29 protein-coding genes are annotated in these 25,730 nt (G+C 71.8%); 23 read left to right on the plus strand and 6 right to left on the minus strand.

Annotated features, from left to right (window positions below; genetic code table 11):
* Positions 1-107 precede the first annotated feature (107 nt).
* Both ABIC70_RS16095 and ABIC70_RS16100 read left to right on the plus strand, forming a co-directional pair.
* Positions 108-725, plus strand: coding sequence for a hypothetical protein (locus ABIC70_RS16095; RefSeq protein ID WP_043759340.1), 618 nt, complete (start codon positions 108-110; stop codon positions 723-725).
* A gap of 146 nt (positions 726-871) precedes the next feature.
* On the plus strand, positions 872-1,888 hold the full coding sequence (locus ABIC70_RS16100; protein ID WP_043386909.1) for an asparaginase: 1,017 nt from the start codon (positions 872-874) through the stop codon (positions 1,886-1,888).
* Between the two features lie 100 nt (positions 1,889-1,988).
* Here the strand turns inward: ABIC70_RS16100 and ABIC70_RS16105 are convergent, their stop codons facing one another.
* A complete protein-coding gene (locus ABIC70_RS16105; protein WP_182592738.1) occupies positions 1,989-2,243 on the minus strand; it encodes a hypothetical protein in 255 nt (84 codons plus the stop codon).
* 295 nt (positions 2,244-2,538) lie between these two features.
* On the opposite strand from ABIC70_RS16105, the gene ABIC70_RS16110 reads away from it, so the two are divergent.
* From ABIC70_RS16110 to ABIC70_RS16145, 8 genes are all read left to right on the plus strand, one after another.
* Positions 2,539-2,883, plus strand: a complete 345-nt coding sequence (locus ABIC70_RS16110; protein ID WP_043759339.1) for a hypothetical protein — start codon at positions 2,539-2,541, stop codon at positions 2,881-2,883.
* Positions 2,884-3,078: 195 nt separating this feature from the next.
* The gene (locus ABIC70_RS16115) at positions 3,079-3,369 is read left to right on the plus strand and encodes a hypothetical protein (protein WP_051044756.1); all 291 of its coding nucleotides are present in this window, start codon (positions 3,079-3,081) and stop codon (positions 3,367-3,369) included.
* 258 nt (positions 3,370-3,627) lie between these two features.
* Positions 3,628-4,413, plus strand: a complete 786-nt coding sequence (locus tag ABIC70_RS16120; protein ID WP_279900841.1) for a CBS domain-containing protein — start codon at positions 3,628-3,630, stop codon at positions 4,411-4,413.
* Positions 4,410-5,729 (plus strand): HlyD family secretion protein, encoded by a 1,320-nt coding sequence (locus ABIC70_RS16125; RefSeq protein WP_182592740.1) that lies wholly within the window; start codon positions 4,410-4,412, stop codon positions 5,727-5,729. The genes ABIC70_RS16120 and ABIC70_RS16125 overlap by 4 nt, the downstream gene beginning before the upstream one ends.
* Before the next feature lie 8 nt (positions 5,730-5,737).
* On the plus strand, positions 5,738-8,482 hold the full coding sequence (gene rbbA, locus ABIC70_RS16130; RefSeq protein ID WP_354440162.1) for a ribosome-associated ATPase/putative transporter RbbA: 2,745 nt from the start codon (positions 5,738-5,740) through the stop codon (positions 8,480-8,482).
* 19 nt (positions 8,483-8,501) lie between these two features.
* Positions 8,502-9,623 carry an ABC transporter permease gene (locus ABIC70_RS16135; protein ID WP_354440108.1) on the plus strand — a complete coding sequence of 374 codons (1,122 nt, stop codon included), beginning with the start codon at positions 8,502-8,504 and terminating at the stop codon, positions 9,621-9,623.
* Between the two features lie 103 nt (positions 9,624-9,726).
* The gene (locus tag ABIC70_RS16140) at positions 9,727-11,583 is read left to right on the plus strand and encodes a PHA/PHB synthase family protein (RefSeq protein WP_354440110.1); all 1,857 of its coding nucleotides are present in this window, start codon (positions 9,727-9,729) and stop codon (positions 11,581-11,583) included.
* Between the two features lie 12 nt (positions 11,584-11,595).
* On the plus strand, positions 11,596-12,993 hold the full coding sequence (locus ABIC70_RS16145; protein ID WP_043349924.1) for a bifunctional enoyl-CoA hydratase/phosphate acetyltransferase: 1,398 nt from the start codon (positions 11,596-11,598) through the stop codon (positions 12,991-12,993).
* 287 nt (positions 12,994-13,280) lie between these two features.
* Here the strand turns inward: ABIC70_RS16145 and ABIC70_RS16150 are convergent, their stop codons facing one another.
* Entirely contained in the window at positions 13,281-13,649 is a 369-nt protein-coding gene (locus ABIC70_RS16150) for an SPW repeat protein (RefSeq protein ID WP_043386891.1), read from the minus strand.
* A 77-nt stretch (positions 13,650-13,726) separates the two neighbouring features.
* Here ABIC70_RS16150 and ABIC70_RS16155 point away from each other — a divergent pair, with 77 nt between their 5' ends.
* Positions 13,727-14,608, plus strand: a complete 882-nt coding sequence (locus ABIC70_RS16155) for an RMD1 family protein (RefSeq protein ID WP_403091468.1) — start codon at positions 13,727-13,729, stop codon at positions 14,606-14,608.
* Here the strand turns inward: ABIC70_RS16155 and ABIC70_RS16160 are convergent.
* Positions 14,598-15,164, minus strand: a complete 567-nt coding sequence (locus ABIC70_RS16160) for a flavodoxin family protein (protein ID WP_075380915.1) — start codon at positions 15,162-15,164, stop codon at positions 14,598-14,600. The genes ABIC70_RS16155 and ABIC70_RS16160 overlap by 11 nt on opposite strands.
* 191 nt (positions 15,165-15,355) lie before the next feature.
* Between ABIC70_RS16160 and ABIC70_RS16165 the strand changes: the two genes are divergently transcribed.
* The 5 genes from ABIC70_RS16165 to ABIC70_RS16185 all read left to right on the plus strand — a co-directional run bounded on the left by ABIC70_RS16165 (position 15,356) and on the right by ABIC70_RS16185 (position 20,449).
* Positions 15,356-16,174, plus strand: a complete 819-nt coding sequence (locus tag ABIC70_RS16165; RefSeq protein ID WP_043386946.1) for a universal stress protein — start codon at positions 15,356-15,358, stop codon at positions 16,172-16,174.
* A 206-nt stretch (positions 16,175-16,380) separates the two neighbouring features.
* Positions 16,381-16,800, plus strand: a complete 420-nt coding sequence (locus tag ABIC70_RS16170; RefSeq protein ID WP_043352646.1) for a CBS domain-containing protein — start codon at positions 16,381-16,383, stop codon at positions 16,798-16,800.
* Positions 16,801-17,063: 263 nt separating this feature from the next.
* Complete coding sequence (locus tag ABIC70_RS16175; protein ID WP_179697338.1) at positions 17,064-17,594, plus strand: Hsp20/alpha crystallin family protein; 531 nt, start codon at positions 17,064-17,066, stop codon at positions 17,592-17,594.
* Positions 17,595-17,695: 101 nt separating this feature from the next.
* Positions 17,696-19,714 (plus strand): erythromycin esterase family protein, encoded by a 2,019-nt coding sequence (locus tag ABIC70_RS16180; protein WP_354440114.1) that lies wholly within the window; start codon positions 17,696-17,698, stop codon positions 19,712-19,714.
* 39 nt (positions 19,715-19,753) lie between these two features.
* On the plus strand, positions 19,754-20,449 hold the full coding sequence (locus tag ABIC70_RS16185; protein WP_043387178.1) for a dienelactone hydrolase family protein: 696 nt from the start codon (positions 19,754-19,756) through the stop codon (positions 20,447-20,449).
* Between the two features lie 214 nt (positions 20,450-20,663).
* On the opposite strand, the gene ABIC70_RS16190 is transcribed toward ABIC70_RS16185, so the two are convergent.
* The 3 genes from ABIC70_RS16190 to ABIC70_RS16200 form a co-directional block, all read right to left on the minus strand.
* Positions 20,664-21,017, minus strand: a complete 354-nt coding sequence (locus tag ABIC70_RS16190; protein ID WP_279900827.1) for a c-type cytochrome — start codon at positions 21,015-21,017, stop codon at positions 20,664-20,666.
* On the minus strand, positions 21,014-21,388 hold the full coding sequence (locus tag ABIC70_RS16195; RefSeq protein WP_043387180.1) for an SPW repeat protein: 375 nt from the start codon (positions 21,386-21,388) through the stop codon (positions 21,014-21,016). The genes ABIC70_RS16190 and ABIC70_RS16195 overlap by 4 nt, the downstream gene beginning before the upstream one ends.
* A 71-nt stretch (positions 21,389-21,459) precedes the next feature.
* On the minus strand, positions 21,460-21,699 hold the full coding sequence (locus tag ABIC70_RS16200) for a biotin/lipoyl-containing protein (RefSeq protein ID WP_043352632.1): 240 nt from the start codon (positions 21,697-21,699) through the stop codon (positions 21,460-21,462).
* A gap of 175 nt (positions 21,700-21,874) precedes the next feature.
* Here ABIC70_RS16200 and ABIC70_RS16205 point away from each other — a divergent pair, with 175 nt between their 5' ends.
* From ABIC70_RS16205 to ABIC70_RS16235, 7 genes are all read left to right on the plus strand, one after another.
* The gene (locus ABIC70_RS16205; protein WP_043352634.1) at positions 21,875-22,393 is read left to right on the plus strand and encodes a potassium channel family protein; all 519 of its coding nucleotides are present in this window, start codon (positions 21,875-21,877) and stop codon (positions 22,391-22,393) included.
* Positions 22,394-22,477: 84 nt separating this feature from the next.
* Positions 22,478-22,693 (plus strand): hypothetical protein, encoded by a 216-nt coding sequence (locus ABIC70_RS16210; protein WP_043387181.1) that lies wholly within the window; start codon positions 22,478-22,480, stop codon positions 22,691-22,693.
* Positions 22,694-22,705: 12 nt separating this feature from the next.
* Positions 22,706-22,963 (plus strand): hypothetical protein, encoded by a 258-nt coding sequence (locus ABIC70_RS16215; protein ID WP_043352639.1) that lies wholly within the window; start codon positions 22,706-22,708, stop codon positions 22,961-22,963.
* Between the two features lie 132 nt (positions 22,964-23,095).
* Entirely contained in the window at positions 23,096-23,548 is a 453-nt protein-coding gene (locus ABIC70_RS16220) for a response regulator (protein ID WP_354440118.1), read from the plus strand.
* Positions 23,549-23,596: 48 nt separating this feature from the next.
* A complete protein-coding gene (locus tag ABIC70_RS16225) occupies positions 23,597-24,244 on the plus strand; it encodes a BON domain-containing protein (protein ID WP_043387185.1) in 648 nt (215 codons plus the stop codon).
* Positions 24,245-24,332: 88 nt separating this feature from the next.
* Positions 24,333-25,139 carry a universal stress protein gene (locus ABIC70_RS16230; protein WP_287089665.1) on the plus strand — a complete coding sequence of 269 codons (807 nt, stop codon included), beginning with the start codon at positions 24,333-24,335 and terminating at the stop codon, positions 25,137-25,139.
* A 17-nt stretch (positions 25,140-25,156) separates the two neighbouring features.
* Entirely contained in the window at positions 25,157-25,603 is a 447-nt protein-coding gene (locus ABIC70_RS16235) for a host attachment protein (RefSeq protein WP_043352661.1), read from the plus strand.
* Positions 25,604-25,730 lie beyond the last annotated feature (127 nt).

Below are 25,730 nucleotides of genomic sequence, written 5' to 3' on the forward strand. Positions count from 1 at the left end.
CGGGGATCCGGGCGGTTCCGGAAACGCGGCCTTAAGACTCGCGTGGGTAATTTGCACACGGACCCGCCGCCGGGCGAATCCGGCTCATCCGTGACCCGAGCCCCCTCATGAGTACCGTCTCATCCACCGCGACATCGCAGCTCTCCGCGCAGCGATGGTCGCCGCCTCCGTCGCCCAAGACCCAGATGTCCGACACGATCAGCAGCGCGCTGTCGGCCGGCACGATCAGCAGCACCGACGCGACGGCGCTGACCAGCGCCCTGAGCAGCATCGATTCGAGCCTGTCGTCGGACAGCTCCGCCTCGGGCAGCACCACGACCCGGTCCAAGCTCGACCCGTCCTCCATGAAGGATCGGATCGACGGCCTGATCGCCGATCAGGTCAGCAGCGGCAGCCTCACCACCGACCAGGCCACGGAGCTGAAGAACCTGTTTTCCAGCCACGGCCAGAGCCTTCAGAGCGCGGACGCCACCGGCGACGTGTCCGGGCCGGACGGTCCGCCGCCCGGCCCCCCGCCCGGTCCGCCGCCGGGGAGCGCCGCCTCCGGCAGCACCGGCAGCGGGACCTCGTCCTCCACGTCGGTGACGCAGTCGACGAACGACCTCCTCTCGACCTTCATGCAGCAGCTCCAGAGCAGCCAGTCGGTCGGCGCCGGCTATGGCGCCAACGGCACCACCAACAGCAGCAGCAGCCTCTCGGCCCTTCTGGTCGACTTCCAGAGCTGAGCCGGCGGTGCGGGCGTGGCCGGCCGAGGGGGCCGCCCGCCCGACGCATCGCCCGCCTGCGCGCGGCCGGGATCGACCTCGGCCGCGCGACGCGGCATCACTCCGCCATCGCATTCGCGCGACCGGACAGGGTCGGGAGGCACGGCATGGCGGCAGGATCGGGGACCGGATTGCCCAAGGTCGCGTTCATCGGCACGGGCGGGACGATCTCGTCCCTCGGGCGCGACACCCTCGACATCCTCGACTACACCGCCACCGACCGGCGCCTCGAAGCCGGCGGCATCCTGGAGGCGGTCCCGGAACTCGCCACCGTCGCCACGGTGGTGCCGGTCCCGTTCCAGGCGGTCCCGAGCCCGGCGATCGGATTTGCCGAGTGGCGCGACCTCGTGCGCCTGTGCGAGCGCCTCGCGGCCGAGCATGCGGATCTCGCGGGAATCGTCATCGGGCACGGCACCGCCACCCTGGAGGAGACCGCCTACGCCCTGAGCCTGACCCTGACGATCGACCTGCCGGTGGTGCTGGTCGGCTCGCAGCGGCCGATGAGCGCCCTCTCCACCGACGCCAAGCTCAATCTCGTGGCCGCGATCCGCACCGCCGCGGCGCCGGCCTCCCGCGGGCGCGGCGTGCTGGTGGTGCTCAACGACGAGATCCAGGCGGCGCGCGAGGTGACCAAGACCTCGGTGGCCCGGCTTCAGACGTTCCGGACGCCGGATTTCGGCGTGCTCGGCCATGTCGACGGCGACAGCGTCCGCTACTATCGCCGCTCCGAGCGGGCGCACGCACCGGGCACGCCCTTCGACATCCGCAGCCTGCCCGCGCTGCCGCGGGTCGATATCGTCTATGGCTACGCCGACGCGGACGGCACCGCGGTCCGGGCCTTCCTGTCGGCGGGCGCGCGCGGCCTCGTCGCGGCCGGTCTTGCCCCGGGCATGACCCCGCCGGCCGAGGCCGAGGCCCTGGAGGCGGCGGCTGCCGCCGGGATCGTGGTGGTGATGTCGACCCGGGCCGGCAGCGGCGTCGTCCCGCTCACCACCCGGCTGCGCACCCGCGGCATCCTCAGCGCCGACAACCTCACCCCGCAGAAGGCCAGAATCCTGCTGGCCCTGGCGCTGACCGTCACGACGGAGCCGGAGGCGGTGGCGCGGCTGTTCGCGACGTATTAGGGCACCGGCCGCCCGAAGGGGGACCGGCTCGGCGCGAGAGGGGGGCGGGGCCGCGGTTCGGCCCGATCCGCGCCGGGGTCGTCCGCGCCCGGCCGGAGGATCACCGGGTGCAGCCGACGCAGATGCCGCGGGTGATGGCGTCGTCGCGGATCTGCTCCGGCGTGCGCCGCTGGATCTGGCTGCTCTCGTCGACGTCGATCTTGTCCGGCTTCGGCACGGTCGCACCGCTCTTGGCGATGTAGTCGCTTCGGTTGGCCGCAACATCCATCGAATCCGGCCTGTCGCCGGCCCGGACCAGAGCCGACGAGACCACCACAAGAGCGATCGAACATCCGAGAACGAGAGGATACCGCATGGCCGCCTCCGCCGTAGAGGTAGAGCGTGTGACGGCATCACAGACCGATCCGGGTTCCCCGCATTGACCTATCGCAAGGCTCGGCCCGCGTGCGGCGCCGGGCTCGTCGTCATTGGCCCGGTCGCCGTTGCGCTAGATCAAGGCTCGCCGGCCGGGGGCGAGCAGAGTTTGCCGCGGGTCCGCGCCCCGCATCCGGGCCGTCGAGGACCGCATCGTCGCTCTCGTCTGGACGGAACGGCCGGGCAGCGGCAGACCGGATCGCCCGTGAACCCGCAGCCAGCCATGGAGACGCGCTATGACGGACAGCCACGCACACGAGGTCGTCGAGCATGAGGGCCGGGGCGGGGAGGGCGCCCATCCGGATGAGCGGCTTGCCGGCCGCATCGGCGAACACGTGAGACGGGCCCTGCAGGACATCCTGAAGAGCCCCGAAGCGCTGCGGCAGGCGATCCATCTGGGACCGCACGAACACGCGCTGAGCCGCCGGGTGGCCAACGGCCACGATCCGGCCGCAGTGGCGGCGCTGCTCGCCGCCGGCGGCGTCGGCTTCGGGCTGGCATGGCTGATCTTCGGCCAGCATTGGCACCGCACGGATTACGTCGCGCGCCGGATGAGCCACAGCAGCGAACGGATGGCCTGACGCCGTTTCACGGCCCGCCGGGCCGAAGCCTGCGGCAACGGCCTGCGCGCGGGACCCCGGTCCCGCACGGGGGAGGGCGCCGCCTGTCGCCTCACCCCGGCGGTTGCGCCGTCCCGTCGGCCCGCACGTTGCGCTGGATCAACGCCCAGGCTGCGCCGACAGCGATGAATGGCAGACCTGCGAAGAGGTGAAGCCATGAAACGCGATCTCGCTACGAACCTGAGCGAAGAGACCGAACGGGTCGGCGCCCGCATCGACAAATCCTACGAGAAACTGGCGCTCAAGCTGCGGCGGCGGGCCGACAAGGCGCGCGCGGCCATGGTCAAGTGCAAGAACCGCATCAAGCGGGCCGTCCTCCAGCGGCGGTTCGAGATCTACGCGAATGCCGCGCGCGATATCGACCAGTCCGTGATGGACCGGCAGGCCTCGCCGGGACCGGTGCTGCGGCTGAAACCGGACGAGCGGGGCACGCCCGCTCAGACGTGATTCAGGGCCGCGGCGGGCCCTCCGTCCGTCCGGGCTTGATCCAGCGCAAGGCGGGCCGAAGGTTGGGCTGCGCACCCTGCTCCGTGGCCGGCCGCCCTGCCGATGCCGGTTGATCGATGCCCCGATCCCAAGCCGGGGAGGTTGTGAATGCCAGCGCTCACCTCCGTTCCGGATCACGCCCCAGGGCCCGATGCCCCGTCGCCGTCCGCGGGCGACCGGTCGCACCTGAGGCTGCATCCCCTGTGCGCCCGGCAGATCATGTCGGCGCCCGTCGTCAGCGTCTGCCCCGACACGGCCCTGCGGCGCGCGATCGATCTCATGCTCGACGCCGAGATCAGCGGCCTGCCGGTCATCGATGCGCAGGGCGCGCTCGTCGGCATGGTGACGGAGGGCGATCTGCTCCGCCGGGTCGAACTCGGCACCGAACACCGCATGTCGCGCTGGATCGCGTATCTGCGCAGCCCCGGCCGGCTCGCCGAGGATTATGTCCACGCGCACGGCCGGCGGGTCGAGGCGGTGATGTCCAGCCCCGTGACCACCGTGACGGAGGACACGCCCCTGAAGGCGATCGTCGAGACCCTGATACGGGCTCGGATCAAGCGGGTGCCGGTCCTGCGCGGGCACGCCGTCGTCGGGATCGTGAGCCGGGCGGATGTCGTCCGGGCTCTCGGCGCCGCCTTGGACGCGGACGGGACTGCGGGCCACCGCAGTGATGTCGAGATCCGTCAGGACATCCTCGCGGCCTTCGACCAAGCCGTCTGCATCCCGAAGGCCACCATCGCGGTCGCCGTCCGGCACGGAACGGTCGAGCTCCACGGCTGGATCGCCGACGAGCGGGAAAGGGGCGCGGTGCGCGCCGCCGTCGACGGCGTTCCGGGCGTCGTCGCCCTGCGCGACCATCTGACGTGGGTCGAGCCGATCACCGGCACGGTCCTGCCGGGTCCAGACGACGCCCGGGCGGAGGATTCCGCCGCACCGCATCCCGCCACGCATCCCGCCACGCCTGCCGACAGCGCCGTACGGATCGAGGGCGCGTCCCCATGAGCGTGGACACCGTCCTGCCCTCCGTCAGCGCCCGCAACCGGACGGCGGAGGTGCTTCGTGACAAGGTCGTCCCCGCGCCCGGAACCAGCGTCCCGTCTCCCGCGCCATGCCCCCCCGCCGGTCCGGATCGGCGATCACGCGGCCTGTGGCTCACGGCCGCCATCGTGCTGCTGCTTCTCGCCGGGGGCGGCTACGGATGGTGGAAGGCCCATCGCCCGTTGCTGCCGCCGGGCTTCGCCTCCGGGAATGGCCGGCTCGAAGCGAACGTGATCGACATCGAGACCAAGTTCGCCGGCCGCATCGCGCGTCTTCTCGTCGAAGAGGGCGACCTGGTGCGGGCCGGGCAGGTCGTCGCCGTGATGGATACGCGGGATCTGGAGGCGCAGCTGAGCCAGGCGGAGGCGCAGATCCGCCAGGCCCAGAAGGGCGTGGAGGAGGCGGAGCGGACCCTCGTCCAGCAGCAGGCCCAGGTTCTCGCCACCCAGGCGGCGGTCAGCCAGGCCGAGCGCGCCGTCGCGGAGGCCCGCGCCAACATCCAGGAGCGGCAGAGCCACGTGAAGCTCACCCAGCAGGAGCTGAGCCGCTCGACCTATCTCACGGCGCGGGGCTACGCGTCCGCCGAGCAGCTCGACACGCGTCGGCAGGCGGCGGACGAGGCGGCCGCGGCGCTGAGCGCGGCCGAGGCGCGGTTCGGCGGCGGCGAACATGCGCTGGAGGTCGCGCGGAAGAACGCCGACGCGGCGCAGGCCGCCCGGGAGGCGGCGGCCGCGCGGGTCGGTGCGGCCCGGCACGCCCTCGAAGCCCAGACGCAGAGCGCCGCCTTTATCCGGGTCAACATCGCCGACAATTCCCTCGTCGCGCCGCGCGACGGGCCCATCGAGTATCGCGTCGCCAATGTCGGCGAGGTCCTGGGCGCCGGCGGCAAGGTCTTCACGATGCTCGACGCCGCCGACGTCCGCATGGATGTCTACCTGCCGACGCCGGAGGCGGGCCGTGTCCGGATCGGCGCGGAGGCGCGCATCGTGCTCGACGCCTATCCTCGGCATGTCATCCCGGCGCGGGTGGTCTTCGTCTCGAGCCAGGCGCAGTTCACGCCGAAGACCGTGGAGACCCGTGACGAGCGCGACAAGCTGATGTTCCGGATCCGGGTGCGGATCGACCCGGAGCGCCTCCGTGGACGCGAGCGCCTCATCCGCAGCGGGTTGCCCGGGATCGCCTATGTGCGGACCGACGAGACGGCCGCTTGGCCGGCCTCGCTCCTCCCGAGCCCGCCCCCGGCTGCACCGGCTCCCGCGCCGATCCCCACGGCGCCCTGAGACGCGTGATGGGGCCGCCGGATCTCACCGTCGCCCGGGTCGAGCATCTCACGCACCGCTACGGCCGGACCGTCGCACTCGACGACGTCACGCTGGCGATCCCCGGCGGCCGGCTCGTGGGCCTGATCGGGCCGGACGGCGTCGGGAAGTCGTCGCTGCTCGCGATACTCGCGGGGGCCCGGCGGGTTCAGGCGGGCCGCGCCACGGTGCTCGACGGCGACATCGCGCAGGCTCGGCACCGGGCGGCCGCGTGTCCGCGGATCGCCTACATGCCGCAGGGACTCGGGCGCAATCTCTACGCCAGCCTCAGCGTGCGCGAGAACGTCGATGTCTTCGGCCGCCTGTTCGGGCAGGAGCCGGCGGAGCGGGACGCGCGGATCGCCGAACTCCTGGCCGCCACGGGGCTCGCGCCCTTCGCGGACCGCCCGGCCGGGAAGCTGTCCGGCGGCATGCGCCAGAAGCTCGGCCTCTGCTGCGCCCTGATCCACGATCCCGACCTGCTGATCCTCGACGAGCCGACCACCGGGGTCGATCCGCTTTCGCGCCGGCAGTTCTGGGAGCTGATCGGGCGCATCCGGGCGCGGCGCCCGGCCATGTCGGTGCTGGTCGCCACGGCCTACATGCAGGAGGCGGAGGCCTTCGACTGGCTCGTCGCCATGAACGACGGCCGGGTGGTCGCCACGGGCTCCCCGGAGGGGCTTCGGCGGCGGACCGGCGCGGCCGGCGTCGAGGCCGCCTTCACGGCCCTGCTGCCGCAGGATGACGCGCCCCCGTCCCGGGCGCCGGTGCCGCCCAGGGCCGCCCCCGGGCGCGACCGGCCGATCATCACCGCGCGCGACCTGACACGGCGGTTCGGCGCCTTCACGGCGGTGGACCGCGTCAGCTTCGACATCCTGCCCGGGGAGATCTTCGGGTTCGTCGGCTCGAACGGCTGCGGCAAGACCACGACCATGAAGGTCCTGACCGGCCTCCTGCCGCCGAGCGAGGGCGAGGCGCTCCTGTTCGGGCAGCCGGTCGCCGCGGGCGGCATCGCGGCGCGCCGACGGGTCGGCTACATGTCGCAGGCCTTCTCGCTCTATGCCGAGCTGACCGTCCGGCAGAACCTCGCCCTGCATGCCCGCCTGTTCCGGCTCAGCCCCGAGGCCAGGCGCGCCCGGGTGGCCGAACTCGTCGCGCAGTTCGACCTCGCCCGCCACGTCGATCAGCGTGCCGAGGACCTGCCGCTCGGCATCCGGCAGCGCCTGTCCCTGGCGGTGGCCGTCGTCCACGGGCCCGAACTCCTCATTCTGGACGAGCCGACCTCCGGGGTGGATCCGCCGGCACGCGACCGCTTCTGGGCTCTCCTGCTCGATCTCGCGCGCCGCCAGGGCGTGACGATCTTCGTGTCGACCCACTTCATGGCCGAGGCCGAACGCTGCGACCGCCTCGCGCTGATGGATTCGGGGCGGGTCCTGGCCATCGACACCCCCGCGGGACTGGTGGCGCGTTGCGGGGCCGCCACCCTGGAGGACGCCTTCGTCACCCTCCTCGAACGGGCCGGAGCCGGCGGCACCGGAGCGCCCCCGCAGACGCCCGCGATCACGGAGGCGCGGCTTCCCCCGTCCGGCCCTCGGACGGACGGCATCATCCCGGTCAGCCCGCGCCGGCTCCTCGCCTGCGCACGTCGCGAGGCGCTGGAACTGGCGCGCGACCGGGTCCGCCTCGCCTTCGCGGTCCTGGGCACGACCTTCCTGATGCTGGTCTTCGGCTTCGGCATTTCCACCGACGTGAACAGCGTCGCCTTCGCGGTGCTCGATCACGACCGGAGCCATGCGAGCCGCGCCTATCTCGAGGACCTGCGCGGCTCGCGCTATTTCGTGGAGACCCCGCCCCTGTCGGGGTTCGGCGATCTCGAGCGGCGGCTCGCCCGGGGGGACATCGCGGCCGCGATCGAGATCCCGCCGGGCTTCGGCCGGGACGTGGCCCGCGGGCGGCCGACGCAGGTGGCGGCCTGGATCGACGGGGCCCGGCCGTTCTTCGCGCAGACCATCCGGGGCTACCTGTCCGGGGTGCACCAGCGCTATCTGTCCGATCCGCGGCGATTTCCTGCCAAGGCCGATCCGGCTCCCCAGGCCGAGATTGCGGTCCGCTTCAAGTACAACCAGGATTTCGACAGCATCTTCGCGATGGTGCCGGCGCAGATCGCCCTCCAGCTCGCCCTGATCCCGGCGATCATGATGGCGCTGGCGGTGGTGCGCGAGAAGGAGCTCGGCTCGATCACCAATCTCTACGTGACGCCCCTGACGCGCCTGGAATTCCTACTGGGCAAGCAGCTCCCCTATATCGGCTTGGCGCTCGTCAATTTCGCGCTGATGGTCCTGCTGGCGCGGTTCGTCTTCGGGGTCCCGCTGAAGGGGAGCGCCTCGGTCCTGGTCGTCGGCACGCTGATCTACGTGACGGCGACGACGGCCTACGGGATGCTGGTCTCGACCTTCGCGCGGACCCAGATCGCGGCCCTGTTCGGCACCGCCATCCTGACCGTGCTGCCCGCCACCATGTTCGCCGGGATGCTCGTCCCCGTGGCCTCCCTGTCGGGCCTGGGGCGCATCCTGGGGCGGCTCTTCCCCATGACCTATTACCTGCCGGTGAGCCTCGGGGCCTTCACCAAGGGCCTCGGCTGGGCCGACCTCGCCGGCAGCCTCGCCATCCTGGCTGTATTCGTCCCCGTCCTGACCGCGGCGGCCTGCCTGGCGATGCCCCGGCAGGAATCCTGATCGCGGACGGGACTGCGCCGTGGCCACCCTCGCGAACATCGTCTGGCTCGGGACCAAGGAGCTGCGCAGCTTCGGGCGCGACTACGTCCTGCTGGGCCTCGTCGTCTACAGCTTCTCCCTCGCCATCCTGGCGCAGGCGCAGAGCAGCTCGCAGGAACTGCACAACGCCGCGATCGCCATCGTCGACGAGGACCGCTCGACGCTGTCCCGGCAGATCACGCAGGCCTTCCTGCCCCCCCATTTCAAGCCGCCCGTCGCCATCGCCGAACGGGACATCGTCCCGGCGCTGAACGCGGGCACCTACACGTTCGTGCTCGACATCCCGCCGCGCTTCCAAGCCGACCTGCTCGGTCTGAAGCCAGCCCGGCTCCAGCTCGACATCGACGCCACCGCGATGGTGCAGGCCGGCCTCGGCGCAGCCTACGCGCAGCAGATCGTGGCCGACGAGGTCGCCCGCTTCGTCGGCCGCGCAGGGGGGTCGGCGCCGGCGCCGGTCGCACTCGTCGCGCGCATCGCCTTCAACCCCAATGCCGAGACGGCGTGGTTCACGAGCGTGATGGGGATCCTCAACAGCGTGACGATGCTGGCCATCATCCTGGCCGGTGCGGCGGTGGTGCGGGAGCGCGAGCGGGGGACGTTGGAGCACCTGCTGGTGATGCCGGTCACGCCCTTCGAGATCGCTATGGCGAAGGTCTGGTCCAACGGCCTCGTCATCCTGGTGGCCGTTGGCCTGTCCCTCGTCCTCGTCGTGCGGGGCCTGCTGCACGTGCCGATCATCGGCTCCATCCCGCTGTTTCTGGTCGGGACGGCGGCGTACCTGTTCTTCGCGACGGCGATCGGCCTGTTCCTGGGCACCCTCGCGCGCTCGATGCCGCAGCTCGGCCTGATCTACCTCCTGGTCTACCTGCCGCTCGCCATGCTGTCCGGGAGCAACACGCCGCTGGAGAGCATGCCGCCCTGGCTCGCCACGCTCCTCCAGGCCTCCCCCACGGTCCATTTCGTGGCCTTCGCACAGGCGATCCTCTACCGGGGCGCCGGTCTCGACGCGGTCTGGCCCCGCATCGTGGTGGTGAGCGCGATCGGCGCCGTGTTCGTCGTCGCGGCGATCCTGCGGTTCCGCAAGACGGTCGCCCTCTCGTGACATCGGGGGACCGCGGCCGGGGGCCGTCCGCCGCACCTTGATCTGAATCACGGGACGGCGGCTGCGCCTGCCGTACCCTGCGCGGCGTCGCAGGAGACCGTGCATGCTCGACGCTGAGGTGAGAGACCGGGCCGAGACGGCCGCTGAGCCGCCGCGGCCCGGGTTGCGTCTGCGCCCGATCCCGGAGGTCCCCAGCCCGGCATCCCGGCCCGATCCCCCCGAGGACGAGGACGATCTGGCGCCGGTCCGGCGAGCGATCGATCAGAGCGTGCACGCGTCCGTCGCCCGGATGACGGCCGGCCTCTCCCCCGCTGCCCTCGCCGAGGCGTGGTTCGACTGGGCCATCCACGCGGTCTTCTCGCCCGGCAAGCAGGCCACATTGGTGATGAAGCTCCTGCGGAAGCAGGTGCGCCTCGCGCAGTTCGCCGCCCGGAGCGCCGTCCTGCAGGGCCATGCTGCGCCGTGCATCGATCCGCTGCCCCAGGACCACCGCTTCGACGATCCGGCCTGGCAGGTCTGGCCCTTCAGCCTCGCCTGCCAGTCGTTCCTGCTGACCCAGCAATGGTGGCACAACGCCACGACCGGCGTGCCCGGCGTGTGCCGCGCCCACGAGACCATGGTCGCCTTCGCGGCGCGCCAAGTCCTCGATGCCGCCTCGCCCTCGAACCTGCCCTGGACCAATCCGGTCGTGCTAGGCGAGACCGTGCGGACCGGCGGTGCGAACCTCGTCACGGGCCTGCTCAATGCCGCCGAGGACGCCCTGCGCGCGGCCGAAGGTCTGAAGCCGGTCGGCGCCGACGCCTTCCCGGTCGGCGGCGCGGTGGCGGTCTCGCCCGGCAAGGTCGTGTTCCGCAACCGGCTGATCGAGCTGATCCAGTACGCCCCCACCGTGACCGCGGTCCGGCCGGAGCCGGTGCTGATCGTCCCGGCCTGGATCATGAAGTTCTACATCCTCGATCTGTCGCCCGAAAACTCCCTGGTCCGGTACCTCACGGCCCAGGGCCACACCGTCTTCATGATCTCCTGGCGCAATCCCGGTCCGGAGGACCGGGACGTGTCCTTCGACGATTATCGCCGGCTCGGCGTGATGGCGGCCCTTGAGGCCGTCGCGGCCATCGTTCCCGGCCACCCGATCCACGCGGCCGGGTATTGCCTGGGCGGGACGTTGCTCGCCATCGCGGCCGCCGCGATGAGCCGGGACGGCGACGCGCGCCTCGCCTCACTCAGCCTGTTCGCCGCGCAGCTCGACTTCACCGAGGCCGGAGAGCTGACGCTGTTCATCGGCGAGAGCCAGATCAGCTTCCTGGAGAGCCTGATGCGCAGCCAAGGCACCCTCGATGCCCGGCAGATGGCCGGCGCCTTCCAGCTCCTGCGTTCGAACGACCTGATCTGGTCCCGGATCGTCCGCGACTATCTCCTGGGGCGGCGACAGCCGATGACAGACCTGACGGCCTGGAACGCGGACGCGACGCGCCTGCCGGCGCGGATGCACGCCGAATATCTGCGTGGCCTGTTCCTCGACAACGATCTCGCGGAGGGGCGTTTCCTGGCCGGAGACCGGCCGGTCTCCATCAGCGACATCCGCGTCCCGGTCTTCGCGGCGGCCACGGAGCGCGATCACGTCGCGCCCTGGCGTTCGGTGTTCAAGATCCACCCCCTCGCCGATACCGACGTCACCTTCGTCCTCGCCAGCGGCGGCCACAATGCCGGGATCGTCGCGCCGCCGGGGCGGAAGCAGGCCCGTCATCGGATCCGCACCACGCGGGCGACCGACCGTTACCGCGATCCCGACACCTGGATCGGGCAGACGCCGCAGTGCGAAGGGTCCTGGTGGCCCGCCTGGGCCGCCTGGCTCGCCGAGCGGTCGGGGCCGCCCGCCCCGCCGCCCGCGATGGGCGCACCGGCCTCGGGCTACGCGGTGCTCGGGGACGCGCCCGGCGCCTACGTGCTGGAAGCCTGAGCGGGTGGCCCGATGGAACCGCCCCGCTTCATCGAGAACCGCACCTTCGACGAGATCGCGGTGGGCGACACCGCCAGCCTGACCCGCACCCTGCAGGCGCAGGACATCAGCCTGTTCGCCCTGGCCTCCGGCGACGTGAATCCGGCCCATCTCGATCGGGACTATGCCGCCACGGACCGGTTCCACGGGGTGATTGCGCACGGGCTCTGGGGCGGGTCGCTGATCTCGGCGGTGCTCGGCACCGAACTGCCCGGGCCCGGCACGGTCTATCTCAGCCAGTCCCTGCGGTTCCTGCATCCGGTCCGGATCGGCGACACCGTGACGGCGCGCGTCACCGTGCGCGCCAAGGAGGCCGCCGATCAGCGGGTCCGCCTCGACTGCGTCTGCCTGAATGCGCAGGGCGAGACGGTCATCACCGGCGAGGCCGAGGTGCTGGCCCCCGCCGACAAGGTGCGCCGGCCGCGCGTCCTGCTGCCGGAGGTCCACCTGCACGAGCGGGGCGTGCATTGGAAACCCATGATTGCGGCGGCGCGCCGCTTCGCCCCGGCGCTGACGGCCGTCGTCCATCCCTGCGATGCGGTCTCGCTCGAGGGCGCGCGCGCCGCGCGCGAGGCCGGGCTGATCGTGCCGGTTCTGGTGGGGCCGCGGCCGAAGATCGAGGCCGCGGCGCGCGCGGCCGGCCTCGCCCTCGACGGCATCGAGATCGTCGACGCGCCCCACAGCCACGCCGCGGCGGAGAAGGCGGTCTCCCTCGCCCGCGCCGGCCGGGTGACGGCGCTGATGAAGGGCGCGCTCCACACCGACGAGATCCTGGCGGCCGCCATTGCCCGGGCGACGGGCCTGCGGACCGAGCGGCGCATGAGCCACGTCTACGCCCTCGACGTGCCGAGCTACCCCAAGCCGCTGTTCCTGACCGATGCCGCCGTCAACATCGCGCCGAGCCTGGAGGAGAAGCGCGACATCGTGCAGAACGCCATCGACCTCGCCCGCGCGCTCGGCATCGCGCAGCCCAAGGTGGCGATCCTCTCGGCCGTCGAGACGGTCTCCACGAAGCTCGGCTCGACCCTCGACGCGGCGGCCCTGTGCAAGATGGCCGGGCGCGGGCAGATCACGGACGGCCTCGTCGACGGGCCGCTGGCCTTCGACACCGCCATCTCCCGCGCCGCCGCCGCCGCGAAGGCCCTCGTGTCGCCGGTCGCGGGCGAGGCCGACATCCTCGTGGTGCCGGACCTCGTGTCGGGCAACATGCTCGCCAAGCAGCTGATCCATCTCGCGGGCGCCGACGCCGCCGGTCTGCTGCTCGGCGCCCGTGTCCCGATCATCCTGACGAGCCGCTCCGACAGCCCGGAGGTGCGGCTGGCCTCCTGCGCCCTGGCGCAGCTCTTCGCCCACCGCTCTGGGACGCCCTGATGGATCCGATGCGCAGCGGGGGGAACGCCGGCGCGCCGCGCCTCGAATGCGCCCCGAGGGGCCACGGCAGCGTTACGAGCGTCACGACCACGATGGCTTCACGGCCCTCGACGGACCGAGGGCGGACCCGCGCTCCCGCACGGTCGATCCCCGACGGGGGCTCCAGCGCATCGGCGCGGGCGCCACGCCTCCAGGGCCGGATCCGACGAGGGCCGGAACGGCGGCCCCCCGGAGGACGAGGCAGGCCGCGGCACGGCGGGGGTGCGGGCCAGGGGGGCGGCGCCGGCTCAGACCTCGTAGGCCGACGGGGATTCGCGCAGACGCCAGACTTCGGAACTCGCCGAGATGACCAGCGCGATGCCGAAGCTCACATGCGCCCACGTCGCCACCGTGGCCTCCTGGAAGCCGAGTGCCCAAGGGGCCAGGCAGACCCAGAGTCCCGCTGCCGCGATGGCGTAGACCTCCCAGTCGTAGGTCTGCATCAGCGCCAGCACGGCGAGGATCGCGACCGTGGTGCCGAAGATCCAGGCGTTCCAAGCCGCGGCAGTCTCGGACGCGAATCCGAAATACCAGGGCGCCGCGATCAGGCCGATGCCCAGCAGGAGACTCAATCCGTTCAGGAAGATGTCCTGCGATTGATTGTCGATGGTGCGCATCCTCCGCTCCCTCAACGGGTCCGGCGCGCGTGTCGCCGCCGTGCCCGGGACCGTATTGCGCGGGGCGACGGGACACCTTGCGTTGGATCAAACCGGGCGCCGGGTCCCTCTCGCGGCCGGGCATCGGATCGACGCGGTCGGGGGTTCCGCTGAGCCAGGACACGCTGCCGGTCGAACCGCAACGCCTGATCGCCCGCGCCCGGATCCTCGGCGACCGCATCGATACGGCGGGTCTCGAACGCAACGACACGCTCGCGATCAACCCGCTCGCCTTGCGGGTCGGGTGCGGTTTCGCGGTGGTCTTCCGCTACGGGGTCGTGGTGACGGTCGGGCTGTCTCCGAGCGAGGAGGAGGCGATGGCGGCAGGCCTGCTGTCGCGTGTCCGCGGTCCCGTGACGCGGCCGGAAGAGGAGACCGCCACGATCGAGATCGGGCCGGATCACGACGATCAGGTCGTGCCCGGCGGCCGGATCGCCATCCGCCAGCTGACGCCCGGGCGTCTGATCGTCATCGCCGACATCCTCGCCAAGAGCACGGCGCTGGCGCAGAACGAGATCGAGGTCGCGGCTGTCTTCGACGTGATCGAGCCCTTGGCGCGGCGGCTGGCCGAGACGGGGCGCGCATCGGGCGGCCGTCGGGCCGTCCTGAAGCATGTCGGCAGCACGCTGCTCGTCCAGCACAGGGTGTCGGGGCGCGTGGCGGTCGAGGAGAAGCCCGAGGTGCTGTGGGATCAGCCGGGCCTGGAACGCCTCTACGCGCGCCTCGAGGACGAGTACGAGCTGCGGGAGCGGACGGCCACGCTGAATCGCAAGCTCACCGTGATCGGCGCGACGGCGACCGCGCTCACCGACCTGATGCACACGAACCGCTCGTTGCGCCTGGAGATCGTGGTCGTCCTGCTGATCGCCCTCGAGATCGCGATCACGTTCCTTCCTCTGTTGCCCGCCTTCAGGCGATGAGGCCGCCGCCCGGAAGGCCGTCCGGACCGGACCGATCCGGCGCGTTGCCGTCCGCGCGGGGCCGGGCCGGGGCCGCGTCGCTCAAGCCGCGACGCGCGGTCTGGGCAAACGCGTCCAGGGACGGGCGATACGCGCCGGTCAGGACCTGGCGTTGGGTCAACGAGAGGGTGGGCATGCCGGCGCAGCCGCTGATCTGCTCCAGATCGCGGAAGAAGGCGGCCTGCGCGCCCCCCGAGCCCGAGACGGCGACGCCGAGCAGGTGCGGCGGCGCCCCGGCCTCCTGGAGGTAGGTCCGCACCGGCCCGGGAAGCCGGCCGGCCCAGACGGGTGAGCACAGGACGACCGTCTTGAACGGCGCCGGATCGAAGCGCTTCCGGATCGGCGGCCCGATCCGACGGAGCGCATGCCACAGGCCTCTCACGAATCCCGCCGCCCCCGCATAGGAGACCGCAGGCGTGATCCGATCGAGGTCGGCGCCGAGCGCGGTCGCGAGCGCCCGGGCCACCACGTCGGTCGTGCCCGAGCGCGAATAATAGACGACCAGGACGTCACGCATCGCCCGCCTCCGCGTGCCCGAGTGAGCCGCCAGGATCCGCCTCGGGCCCGGGCGCGGCATTGAGGGACATCAAAGGCCGGCCGTCCGGCCTCTTTGCGATGAATCAAGGCTCGCCGTGCCCATCGGCGCACCCTGGCGGCCTGGACCGGAACGCGGATCGTCCTCCGGTTCGCCCTCACAGGATGCGCGCCATGATCAAGGATCTGCTCATCGTCGCGGACGCGGTCGGAGAGGCCGCCGGGCCCTACGCGCTGTCCCTGGCCCGGGAGGTCGGGGCCGCGGCCGGATGCCTGTACCTCCAGCCGGAGGGCGGCGATGAGGCCCCCCTGGCGGAGCTGCCCTATGGCTTCGCCCTCTCGGCCCGTGAGGCCGCCCTCGCGGTGGTGCGCGATGCCGCCGACGACCTGTCCTACGCCGCCAGAACCGCCGACGTGCCGATGGAGATGGAAACCCTGAGCGGGAGCGCGGGCGACATCCGGAGCCGCCTGCTGGATCGGGCCCGCCTCGCCGATCTCATCGTGGTCGAGCGGGCCGATCCGGGCCGCGACAAGCCGGCGGATGCCTATATCGAAGACCTTCTCCTCGGAGCGGGCCGGCCGATCCTCGTGGTGCCGGCGCGGTGGGGCCGGCCGGCGCGGTTCGGCGCCGTCACGGTGGCCTGGGACGGCAGCGCCGCGGCCGCACGGGCGCTGGCCGATGCGCTGCCGCTCCTGAGCCGCGCCGAGCGCGTGCGCGTCCTCACGGTGCAGACGGAGGCGGTGGCCGGCGTCAGCGAGGGCGGCGCCCGCGTGGTGAAGCATCTGGGTCGCCACGGCATCGCCGCCGATTACCGCGCGATCATCAGCGGCACCACCGTCGGCGAAACCCTGCTGGCGGAGGTCGCCCAGGCCGGCGTCGACCTTCTCGTGATGGGGGCCTACGGCCATTCCCGCCTGCGCGAAGTCTTCCTCGGCGGGGCGAGCCGCGACCTCCTCCGCAGGATAACGGTGCCGACCCTGATGGCGCACTGAGCCGCGGAAGGTTTCGCGCACCGGTCGCCGGGGCCCGCGGAACGCCTGTGCTTCGGGCGCGAGCTTCGGACGAAGTCTTGAGCTGAACGAAACTTCCGTTGACCTGCATCAATGCCGGTCATTCCAGCCGGAAGAGGGTTTCCGACAGAATCCGCGCGGAGGCGATTCCGGGGCGGATCCGAAACCATCAGCACGAGGCCAAGCTCATGAAAGTCCGTGACGTCATGCACAAAGGTGCGACTTTCGTCTCGGCCGAGACGCGCGTCGACGTGATTGCGCGGCAGATGCGGGATGCCGATGTGGGCGCGCTGCCCGTCAAGTCGGACGGCCACTTGGTCGGCATCGTCACCGACCGGGACATCGCGTGCCGCGCCCTGGCGGACGGCAAGGACCCGCAGACGATGACCGCGACCGACGTGATGACCACCCGGGTCGCCTGCTGCGCTCCGGACGACGATCTCGCTCTGGCGATCAAGATCATGGAGAACAAGCGGGTCCGCCGCCTTCCGGTCATCGACGCCGACCAGAAGCTCGTCGGCATGGTGAGCCTCGGGGACATCTCCCACAAGGTCGGCGCCGGGCTGTCGGGCGAGGTTCTGCGCGCCGTCTCCGCGCATCATCGCTGACGAAGGCGCGCGGGCAGGCCGCCCTGGGACCGACGGCTGGATGCCGGCCGCCCGCGCGCGCCTGCGGTGCGGATGGAGATCCTGCGTGGACAGCCTGGGGCTGTCTCGATGTCTTGTTGATGTCGTCGTTTTTCCAAATATTCGTATTCTGATTATCGTTTATTTTCGTGTCTTCTGGCGCGGTTGATCTTGAGGTGAATCAATGCCGCATCGGGGTGCGGGCCCTACCGATGCGGACCACTTCTTGAGAGGAGGCATTCCCCATGGCCGAGTCTGGTACAAAAGTGTCGGTCAGCAGCGACGGGTCGGAGCGCGCGTCCGCACCGGCCGAATGGCGTCCGTTCGAGAATGTGCGCCGGGACATCGATCATCTCATCGACGACCTGGCGCGCAGCCTGAAGCGCGTGCCCTTCGATTTCCTCGGGGCGGCCACCACGCCGTTCACCGGCGGCGCGCTGTGGCAACTGTCTCCCGTGGCCGACATACAGAACAAGCCGACCTGCTACGAAGTCACGGCCGAGCTGCCCGGTATCGATGAGAAGCATGTCGAGGTCAAAGTCACCGACGGCATGCTGATGATCAAGGGGGAGAAGCGGCAAGACCAGGAACGCAAGGGCGAGGGCTTCTACCTGTCCGAGCGCCGGTTCGGCGCCATCGAGCGGGCCTTCCGCATGCCGCCGGGCGTCGACGCGGGCAAGATCGAGGCGGTCCTCAAGAACGGCGTGCTGACGGTGACGCTGCCGAAGACCGCGGAGGCGAAGGCCGAGAAGACGATCGCCGTTCAGGCCGCGTAGCCGGCTTTCGAACGCGAGCCCGGGGCGGGCCCGACGCGTCGGGTCGCCCGCCCCGGCGAACGACGATCCTGTTCCGGGATCCGCGCAGCGGGAGGGTGGCGATGGCCGAGCGCATCTTTCGCGACCGCGCCGAAGCGGGTCGGGAACTCGTCAAGGGACTCGCCGCCTTCGCCGAGCGCTCCGACGTCGTGATCCTGGCGCTGCCGCGCGGCGGCGTTCCGGTGGCGGCCGCGGTGGCCGACGCGCTGCACGCGCCCCTCGACGTGTTCATCGTGCGCAAGCTCGGCGTGCCGGGCTACGAGGAACTCGCCATGGGCGCCATCGCCAGCGGCGGTGTGCGGGTTCTCAACCAGGACATCGTCGCGTCCCTGAAGGTCCCCCCCTACCTGATCGACGCGGTCACCGCGCAGGAGCAAGAGGAGCTCCTGCGGCGCGAGCGCGTCTATCGCGGCGGGCGTGCGCCCGCCGATGTCCGCGGGCGCACCGTCATCCTGGTGGACGATGGCCTGGCCACCGGCGCCTCGATGCAGGCCGCCATCCGGGCGATCCGGCAGCGCCAGCCGAAGGAGGTGGTCGTGGCCGTGCCCACCGCCTCCCGCGAGACGGTCGAGCGGCTGAAACACGAGGCGGATGCGGTCGTCTGCGCCGACCTGCCCGAACCGTTCTGGGCGGTGGGCGCCGCGTACCGGGATTTCACGCAGACGAGCGACGACGAGGTGCGCCGGCTGCTCGGGCGCGCGCAGGCCGCGGGCGCGGCCGATCCCGCCGCGGCGCACGCCGACGACGCGCCGGACCCCACGGTCCTCCGCCGCCTGCGCGCGGCGGCGATCCCCCTGGAAGGCGGCCCCGACGACTACGATCCGCTGCTGGCGCTGATCGGCGAGGCGCGCTTCGCGCTCCTCGGCGAGGCCTCCCACGGGACGCACGAGTTCTACCGGGAACGGGCGGAGATCACCCGGCGGCTGATCACCGACAAGGGCTTCGGGGCCGTGGCCATCGAGGCCGACTGGCCGGATGCCTGGCGGGTGAACCGCTACGTTCGCGGCGACAGCGACGACCTCGACGCCGTCGAGGCGCTCGCCGGCTTCCGCCGCTTCCCCACCTGGATGTGGCGCAACACCGAGATGGTCGAGTTCGTCGAGTGGCTGCGCATCCACAACCAGGGCCTGCCGGCGCAGGCGCGGGTGGGCGTGTACGGCATCGATCTCTACAGCCTGCGCGCCTCGATGAAGGCGGTGCTCCGCTGCCTGGAAGCCGTCGACCCGGCCGCCGCCGCGGTGGCGCGTACGCGCTACGCCTGCTTCGACCGGTTCGGCGACAGCGGCCAGGCCTACGGCTTCATGACCGGGCTGAAGGGCATCGGATCCTGCCAGGAGCAGGCCGTCGCCCAGCTCCTGGCGCTGCAGCGGCGCACGGCCGATACCCTGTCCTGGAGCGGCAGCGCCGATGGCGAGGAACTCTTCAACGCCGAACAGAACGCACGGGTCGTCAAGAGCGCCGAAGCCTATTACCGCACGATGTTCCTGGCGGAGGTCTCCTCCTGGAACCTGCGGGACCGCCACATGGCCGACAGCCTGGAGCGGCTGGTGGCGCATCTGGAGCGCCGGCCCGGCCCGGTGAAGATCGCCGTCTGGGCGCACAACTCCCATCTCGGCGACGCCCGCGCCACTGCGATGGGCGAGCGGGGCGAACTGAACCTGGGGCAGCTGCTGCGGGAACGCCACGGCCGCGCCGTCGTGAGCGTCGGCTTCAGCACCTACGCGGGGACCGTGACGGCCGCCTCCGACTGGGATCAGCCGGCCGAGCGCAAGCGCGTGCGTCCCGCGCGACCCGACAGCTACGAGGCCTTGTTCCACGCCCTCGGCATAGGCCGCTTCCTGCTGCCCCTCACCCTCGGCGGGGAGGCGGAGCAAATCCTCCGGACCGACCGGATCGAGCGGGCGATCGGCGTCATCTACCGGCCCGATACGGAGCTGCAGAGCCATTATGCCCGAGCCTGCCTTCCGGAGCAGTTCGACGCGATCCTCCACTTCGACGAGACACGCGCGGTGACGCCCCTGGAGCGGACGGCCGAGTGGGATGCGGGCGAGGTGCCGGAAACCTTCCCGGTCGGCCTCTGAGCCGCCGGCGCGATCCTCTCCCCAGCGGAGGAGCTGGCCATGGACGAAATCCTCGCTCCGCGCGAGCAGCAGATCCGGATTCCGGCCGCCGCGGCGTTCCTGGCGGCCGACCTGCACGTTCCACGCACGCCCCGCGGCGTCATCCTGTTCGCGCACGGTTCCGGAAGCGGCCGCTTCAGCCCGCGCAACCGCAGCGTCGCGCAGGCGCTCAATGCGGTGGGCTTCGCGACGGTGCTGGCGGACCTTCTGACCCCGAGCGAAGAGACGGCCGACCGCCGGACCGGCCAGCTGCGTTTCGACATCCCATTCCTGGCCGGGCGGCTGCGCTCCGTGGCCGCGTGGCTCTCCGGCCAGCGGGATCTGCGGCGGCTCCCGCGGGGCTATTTCGGCGCGAGCACCGGGGCTGCGGCCGCGCTGATTGCGGCTGCCGCCGAGCCGGATCAGGTCGGGGCGATCGTGTCGCGCGGCGGCCGACCCGACCTGGCGGGCGCGACCCTGGCCCGCGTGCGGGCTCCGACGCTGCTGCTCGTGGGGAGCCGCGACCCCGAGGTCCTCGCCCTGAACGAGGCGGCCCTGGCCCGTCTGACCTGCGTCAAGCGCCTGGTCGTCGTGCCCGGTGCGTCGCACCTTTTCGAGGAGCCGGGGACGCTCGAGACGGTGGCGCAGCACGCGGCGCGGTGGTTCCGGGAGCACCTGAAGGCCGATACCTCCGGCGCCTCGGTTCCGGTATCCTGACGGCGCGGAGACGCGACGGCCGCCCCGAAGGCCGCGACCCGGGCGACCGGTGCATCGCCGACGCCCAGCCCATCGCTGACGCCAGGAAGCCGCGGCCGTCCGGCGCGGGGCCTGCCCGGCTCCGAGGCCGTCGCGGGCGGCCTGACGGGCGGCAGGCATGTCTGCGGACGGAATCCGCGTCTCGTCCCGGACGGCTCCGAAAGCGTGCCGCGCCTCATGGCCGGATGGCCTCGGCCTCCTTGAGGCTGAGGATGTAGTCGATGACCGCATCCATCTCGTCGCGGTCGAGCCGCAGGCTCGGCATGCGCTGGTGGTGGCTCTGCAGGAAGACGTTGAGCGCCAGTCCGGTCGTCGAGGGCATGTTGGCGATCCGGACGAAGGACGGCCCCATGGCGTCGCCGGCCTGCGGGACGCGACCGACGACGTGACACGGGCTGCAGAGCTGCGTGGCGATGGTCCATCCCCGGAGGCGGTGACCCTCGTCGGGATCGGCCGCCGCGGCGCCGGTTCCGACCGCCAGAAGGCCGGCGAGGAGCGCCGCGCAGGCGGCGGGCCGCGAGACCGTCATGGCCGCCTCGCGATCCGCAGCAGGGCCGTGGCGGAGGCGACGGCCAGGCTCCCGAGAACGACATGCGCCCAGGTCGCGCCGTCATTCGCCGCGAAGCCGAGGGCCCAGGGTGCGACCAGCGTCCAAACCCCGACGAGCAGGACCGTCCGTTCCAGCACGGCCCGGAAGCGGATCTGGTTGGCGCCGTAGAGCATGATGATGAGCAAGCCCGGCAGCAGCGCGGACCCCGCCGCACGGGCATGGTCGGTGAAGGCCAGCACCCACGCCGTCAGCACCAGCGCGATGCCGGCCGTGTACTGCAGGATGCTGACCAGAATCTCGTCCGTCCGCCACGTCGGCGATTGTGTTGGGGCCGGGTCCGCGCGGGACATGATCTGCCTCCGATAGGACCGGCCGGGCACCGCGCCACGGCCGGTGTGGAAACCATCGCCGCGGCGCGGCGTCAGGCGTGGACCTCGGCGATGACGCAGCCGGGGTCGACCACTTGGTTCACGGGGGCGAGGACCGTCAGGCAGCCCTCGGCCGGCGAGGCGATGTCGTGCAGGGCATCGCCGATGCGGACGGCGGCCACGGCCTCGCCGGCGCGCACGCGCGCTCCGTCCGCCACGAACCACCGCTCCAGAATGCCCTCAGGCAGCATGCTGGTGGACCAGAGTTCCTCGGCCACATGCACGTCGGCCATGGTCGTCTCCCCTGTCGGGGCGCCCGTCGCGGGGCGCCGCTTGTAGAGGAGGCCATCCGGGAAGGACGCGCTTTGATCTGGATCACCGTGCGGCTGCGGGGCCGCTTGAGCCAGGTCAATGAGGTCCGCGGTGTCTCAGGCAGGGTCGAGGGGAACAGTCGTCCGGTCCAGCGCCATGCTCCTCGCCATGACGGCCAGCGTCGCCCTCGTCGTGTCCACGATCCTGGTCCTCTACGAGACGCTGCGGCTGACCTCGGAGCACCTGTCCGAGCTGCCGGTCCCGCCGCGGGTCCGCATCCTGGCCGTGGTGCTGATGACCTTCGTCGGACACACCGTCGCCGTCTGGATCTACGCCGGCGCCTACTGGCTGCTCGTGCTCCGGCTCGGCATCGGCACCTTCGCGGGCGCGCCGGTCGAGACCTTCGAGGACTGCCTGTACTTCTCCGTGGTGGCCTACACGTCCCTCGGGTTCGGCGACCATTTCCCGAGCTCGCACACGCGGCTGCTCGCCGGGGTCGAGGCCCTCAACGGCCTGCTCCTGATCGGGTGGTCGGCCTCGTTCACCTACCTGGCGATGGAGCGGTACTGGCCGCTGCACGGGAAGACGCAGGCGCACCGGGCCGCCCGGGCGGCGGCCGGCATCGGGACCGAGCCCAGCCGAGACCGTCTCTTCCCGCCGGCCCCGGAAACCTGACCGGGCGCCCATCCTTGCGCTGGATCAAGGCCGCCGGTCCTCGCGGGCCCCAGGCTGAAGGGATTCTCGGACAGGAGGCGCACCATGCGCCAATACCTCGTGACCTTCCACAAGGTCGTGCCGGACGATAGCGGCCACGACCACCGTATCCTGCAGCACCAGGTCATCGTCCCCGCCCGGTCGGAGGTCACCGCGGCCTGCGCGGCCCAGGCGCTGTTCTGCGAAGCGGCCGGCATCGTCGACTGGCGTCTGCGGGCCGACACCTGCCTGGTCGCCCAACTGTCCGAGGCCACGGTATAAGGAGGCATCCCCATGAGCCACGATCTCACCGCCCCCGTGCATTGGCAGGGCCGGCAATGGGCCGTCACCGGCTACGGCATCGAGGCGCTCGACGGCATGTACCATGTGCCGTTTTCCGAGATCCCGGAGGCCGAGGCCGGGCCTCCGGACTGGCTGGAGAATCTCTGGCACCGCTACGGCACCGACCGGGACGACCTCGCGGCGGCCCTCAGGGTGGCCCGCTCGATCCGGTTCGCGGCGAAGCCGGCCGCGTCGCGTTCCGCGGCATGAGCCCGGCATGAGTCCGGCAGGAGCCCGGCATGGTCCTGAGCGGTACGGTCACGCCGCCCTTGACCTGGCGCAACGCGGACCGGACCGACCGGTCCATCCTGGTCGCACCGCAACGGCACCGGGAGACGGGCGATGAGGAGCGGACCAGGGGACAGGCCGGTCGTGCTGGTGGCGGAGCCGCAGGCCCTGCCGGGCATGTGGCTGGAGGACGTCCTCGCCGAGGCCGGCTGCGCGGTGCGCGGACCCTACGGAACCAGCGCGGAGGCGGCCCGCTGCCTGGACGAGACGCCTCCGGACTTCGCGGTGGTCAGCATCGACCTGAATCACGGCTCCGGCTTCCCGCTGGCCTGCGTCCTGCGCCGGAAGGGTATCCCCTTCGCCCTGATCTCGGGCAACGCACGCGTGCCGCGCGCCTTCTCGGACGTGCCGCAGTTCGACCGGCTGTTCGAGGCCCGGGCGATGGTCTCCACCGTGACCGCCGGCTGCGCCGTTGCCGGCGGCCCCCGGGCCTGCCCGATGCCGGATCGGAGGCCGGCGGGCGCCCCCTTTGCGCTGGATCAATGCCCGACCGCCTGCCGGGCCTAGCGTCGGCGTGGACCGGGCACGGCCTGGACGTCATCGGAGGAGACCGACATGGGCGACAAGCTGATCCGCCAGAACGTCATCGACGAGTTGGATTTCGACCCGAGCATCGACGCCGCACATATCGGCGTCGCCGTCGAGAACGGCATCGTCACGCTCACGGGCCACGTCGCCAGCTACACGGAGCGCGTCGCCGCCGAGAAGGCGGCCCAGAAGGTGCGCGGGGTGCGCGGCGTCGTCGAGGAGATCAAGGTCCGCTTCGGCGGCGAGACGCCGCCGCGCGACGAGGACCTCGCCCAGCGCGCCGTGCAGATGCTCGACTGGTCCGCGACCGTGCCGAAGGGTGCGGTGCAGGTGAAAGTTCAGAACGGCTGGGTGACGCTGACCGGCCGGGTCGACTGGCAGTATCAGAAGGAAGAAGCCTACCGGTCGATCAAGCGCCTCGCGGGCGTGGCCGGCATCCTCAACACCATCGAGGTGGCGCCGAAGGCGAGCGTGCCCGATGTGCGTGCGAAGATCCTGGCGGCGCTGAAGCGCAACGCCGAACTCGAGGCGGACGCCATCAAGGTCACCGTCAAGGACGCGAAGGTCGTCCTGGAGGGCAAGGTGAACGCGTGGCACGAGCGCCGGCTCGCCGAGAACGCGGCGTGGTCGGCGCCGGGCGTGCGCGCCGTCGAGGACCACCTGACGCTGGGCTGACCGACGCTGGGCTGAGGCCCGAACCGACGGGAGGCGCCGGCCGGGCCCGCCGTCATCCCGCCGCCGTCCTTCGAGCCGGAGACGTTCCATGACCTATGCGAGCATCATGGTCGCCATGGACCTGACGGATGGCGCGCGAAACCGCGTGCGCCTGGCAGGCCGCCTCGCCGACGACTTCAACGCCCGCCTGATCGGCGTCGCCGCGGAGCAGCCGGCCTATGTCGTCCCGCCGGTGGGCCCGACGCCGGCGAGCGCCTACGCGCTGGCCGATTCCGGCGAGACCGTCCTGAACGACCTCCGGGTCGCCCACGAGGCCTTCGCGGCGGCGGCCGGCGGCCGCAACCGCCTCGAGTGGCGCTCCAACCTCGATGTCCCGGTGGCGTTCCTGGCGGCACAGTCCGCGGCCGCCGACCTCGTGGTGGTCGGCCGCGGAGTCCCCGGGCCCCCCCTGTTCGCGGTGGATCCGGCCGATGCGGTCATGCAGCTCGGCCGTCCGGTGCTGGTGGTGCCGCCGGATCTGGACCATCTCGACGCGAAGCGCGTGGTGATCGGCTGGAAGAACACGCGCGAGGCGCGCCGGGCGGTCTGGGACGCGCTGCCCTTCCTGAAGCGCGCCTCGGAGGTGCTCGTCGTCTCCGTCGACGACGGAGCCAGCTCCGAAGGGCAGGATACCCTCCGCCTCCTTCAGGCCCATGACGTCTCCGCCATCCGCGTCCGGCGCGATGCCCAGGGCGAGTTGGTGTCCCTGGCGCTCGTCGAGGCGGCGGCAGAGCATGGGGCGGACCTGATCGTCACGGGCGCCTACGGGCACGGGCGTCTGCGCGAGTGGGTCGTCGGCGGCGTCACCCGCGAACTGCTGGCCGGCGTCCCGGTCTGCTGCCTGATGAGCCACTGAGAGCAGGGATGGGCGGCATGTCCGATACACGCACCCGCATGATCCCGCACGGCGGCTACGTCGTCGTCTGCGACGGCCGCAAGGCCCTGGTGCTCCGCAACGTGAGCGTCCACCCGAAGCCGGACCTCCAGGTCCAGCTCGCGTTCGAGGCGCCCCCGAACCCGCCGACCCACGCGCAGGGCACCGACAGGCCGCCGCGGGTCAGGCTCGGAGACCAGCGCAGCGCCATCGCGCAGACGGACTGGCATGATCTCGCCGAGCGACGCTTCGCGAAAGCGGTCGCCCACGCGCTGGACGCCTTCGACCCGGTCACGGCCCTGATCGTCGTCGCCCCGCCGAAGACCCTCGCCGAGATGCGGCGCGCGTTGCCCGAGCGCCTGCGGCGGGTCGTCGTGGCGGAGGTCGACAAGGATCTGACCAAGCACCCGGTCGAGGAGATCGAGCGCTGCCTCGCCAATGCCTGACCCCGCGCCAGAAGCCGACGCGCCAGAAGTCGACGCGCCAGAAGTCGACGCGGCAGGGGCCGACGCGGCAGGAGCCGACGAGGCCGGGACGCCGCCGGCCCCATGCCCGGGGGACTGGAGCGCGGCG

The sequence above is a fragment of the Methylobacterium sp. 1973 genome (genome assembly GCF_040545035.1).
Classification (GTDB): domain Bacteria; phylum Pseudomonadota; class Alphaproteobacteria; order Rhizobiales; family Beijerinckiaceae; genus Methylobacterium; species Methylobacterium fujisawaense.

Coding starts and splice junctions, on each gene's coding strand:
- ABIC70_RS16120 (WP_279900841.1), top strand. CDS start 3,628: ATGTCGGCGCCCGTCGTCAGCGTCTGCCCCGACACGGCCCTGCGGCGC.
- ABIC70_RS16235 (WP_043352661.1), top strand. CDS start 25,157: ATGTCCGATACACGCACCCGCATGATCCCGCACGGCGGCTACGTCGTC.
- ABIC70_RS16175 (WP_179697338.1), top strand. CDS start 17,064: ATGGCCGAGTCTGGTACAAAAGTGTCGGTCAGCAGCGACGGGTCGGAG.
- ABIC70_RS16230 (WP_287089665.1), top strand. CDS start 24,333: ATGACCTATGCGAGCATCATGGTCGCCATGGACCTGACGGATGGCGCG.
- rbbA (WP_354440162.1), top strand. CDS start 5,738: ATGGGGCCGCCGGATCTCACCGTCGCCCGGGTCGAGCATCTCACGCAC.
- ABIC70_RS16125 (WP_182592740.1), top strand. CDS start 4,410: ATGAGCGTGGACACCGTCCTGCCCTCCGTCAGCGCCCGCAACCGGACG.
- ABIC70_RS16185 (WP_043387178.1), top strand. CDS start 19,754: ATGGACGAAATCCTCGCTCCGCGCGAGCAGCAGATCCGGATTCCGGCC.
- ABIC70_RS16110 (WP_043759339.1), top strand. CDS start 2,539: ATGACGGACAGCCACGCACACGAGGTCGTCGAGCATGAGGGCCGGGGC.
- ABIC70_RS16195 (WP_043387180.1), bottom strand. CDS start 21,388: ATGTCCCGCGCGGACCCGGCCCCAACACAATCGCCGACGTGGCGGACG.
- ABIC70_RS16095 (WP_043759340.1), top strand. CDS start 108: ATGAGTACCGTCTCATCCACCGCGACATCGCAGCTCTCCGCGCAGCGA.
- ABIC70_RS16215 (WP_043352639.1), top strand. CDS start 22,706: ATGAGCCACGATCTCACCGCCCCCGTGCATTGGCAGGGCCGGCAATGG.
- ABIC70_RS16165 (WP_043386946.1), top strand. CDS start 15,356: ATGATCAAGGATCTGCTCATCGTCGCGGACGCGGTCGGAGAGGCCGCC.
- ABIC70_RS16220 (WP_354440118.1), top strand. CDS start 23,096: ATGAGGAGCGGACCAGGGGACAGGCCGGTCGTGCTGGTGGCGGAGCCG.
- ABIC70_RS16225 (WP_043387185.1), top strand. CDS start 23,597: ATGGGCGACAAGCTGATCCGCCAGAACGTCATCGACGAGTTGGATTTC.
- ABIC70_RS16100 (WP_043386909.1), top strand. CDS start 872: ATGGCGGCAGGATCGGGGACCGGATTGCCCAAGGTCGCGTTCATCGGC.
- ABIC70_RS16205 (WP_043352634.1), top strand. CDS start 21,875: ATGCTCCTCGCCATGACGGCCAGCGTCGCCCTCGTCGTGTCCACGATC.
- ABIC70_RS16105 (WP_182592738.1), bottom strand. CDS start 2,243: ATGCGGTATCCTCTCGTTCTCGGATGTTCGATCGCTCTTGTGGTGGTC.
- ABIC70_RS16160 (WP_075380915.1), bottom strand. CDS start 15,164: ATGCGTGACGTCCTGGTCGTCTATTATTCGCGCTCGGGCACGACCGAC.
- ABIC70_RS16170 (WP_043352646.1), top strand. CDS start 16,381: ATGAAAGTCCGTGACGTCATGCACAAAGGTGCGACTTTCGTCTCGGCC.
- ABIC70_RS16140 (WP_354440110.1), top strand. CDS start 9,727: ATGCTCGACGCTGAGGTGAGAGACCGGGCCGAGACGGCCGCTGAGCCG.
- ABIC70_RS16200 (WP_043352632.1), bottom strand. CDS start 21,699: ATGGCCGACGTGCATGTGGCCGAGGAACTCTGGTCCACCAGCATGCTG.
- ABIC70_RS16180 (WP_354440114.1), top strand. CDS start 17,696: ATGGCCGAGCGCATCTTTCGCGACCGCGCCGAAGCGGGTCGGGAACTC.
- ABIC70_RS16210 (WP_043387181.1), top strand. CDS start 22,478: ATGCGCCAATACCTCGTGACCTTCCACAAGGTCGTGCCGGACGATAGC.
- ABIC70_RS16190 (WP_279900827.1), bottom strand. CDS start 21,017: ATGACGGTCTCGCGGCCCGCCGCCTGCGCGGCGCTCCTCGCCGGCCTT.
- ABIC70_RS16115 (WP_051044756.1), top strand. CDS start 3,079: ATGAAACGCGATCTCGCTACGAACCTGAGCGAAGAGACCGAACGGGTC.
- ABIC70_RS16145 (WP_043349924.1), top strand. CDS start 11,596: ATGGAACCGCCCCGCTTCATCGAGAACCGCACCTTCGACGAGATCGCG.
- ABIC70_RS16150 (WP_043386891.1), bottom strand. CDS start 13,649: ATGCGCACCATCGACAATCAATCGCAGGACATCTTCCTGAACGGATTG.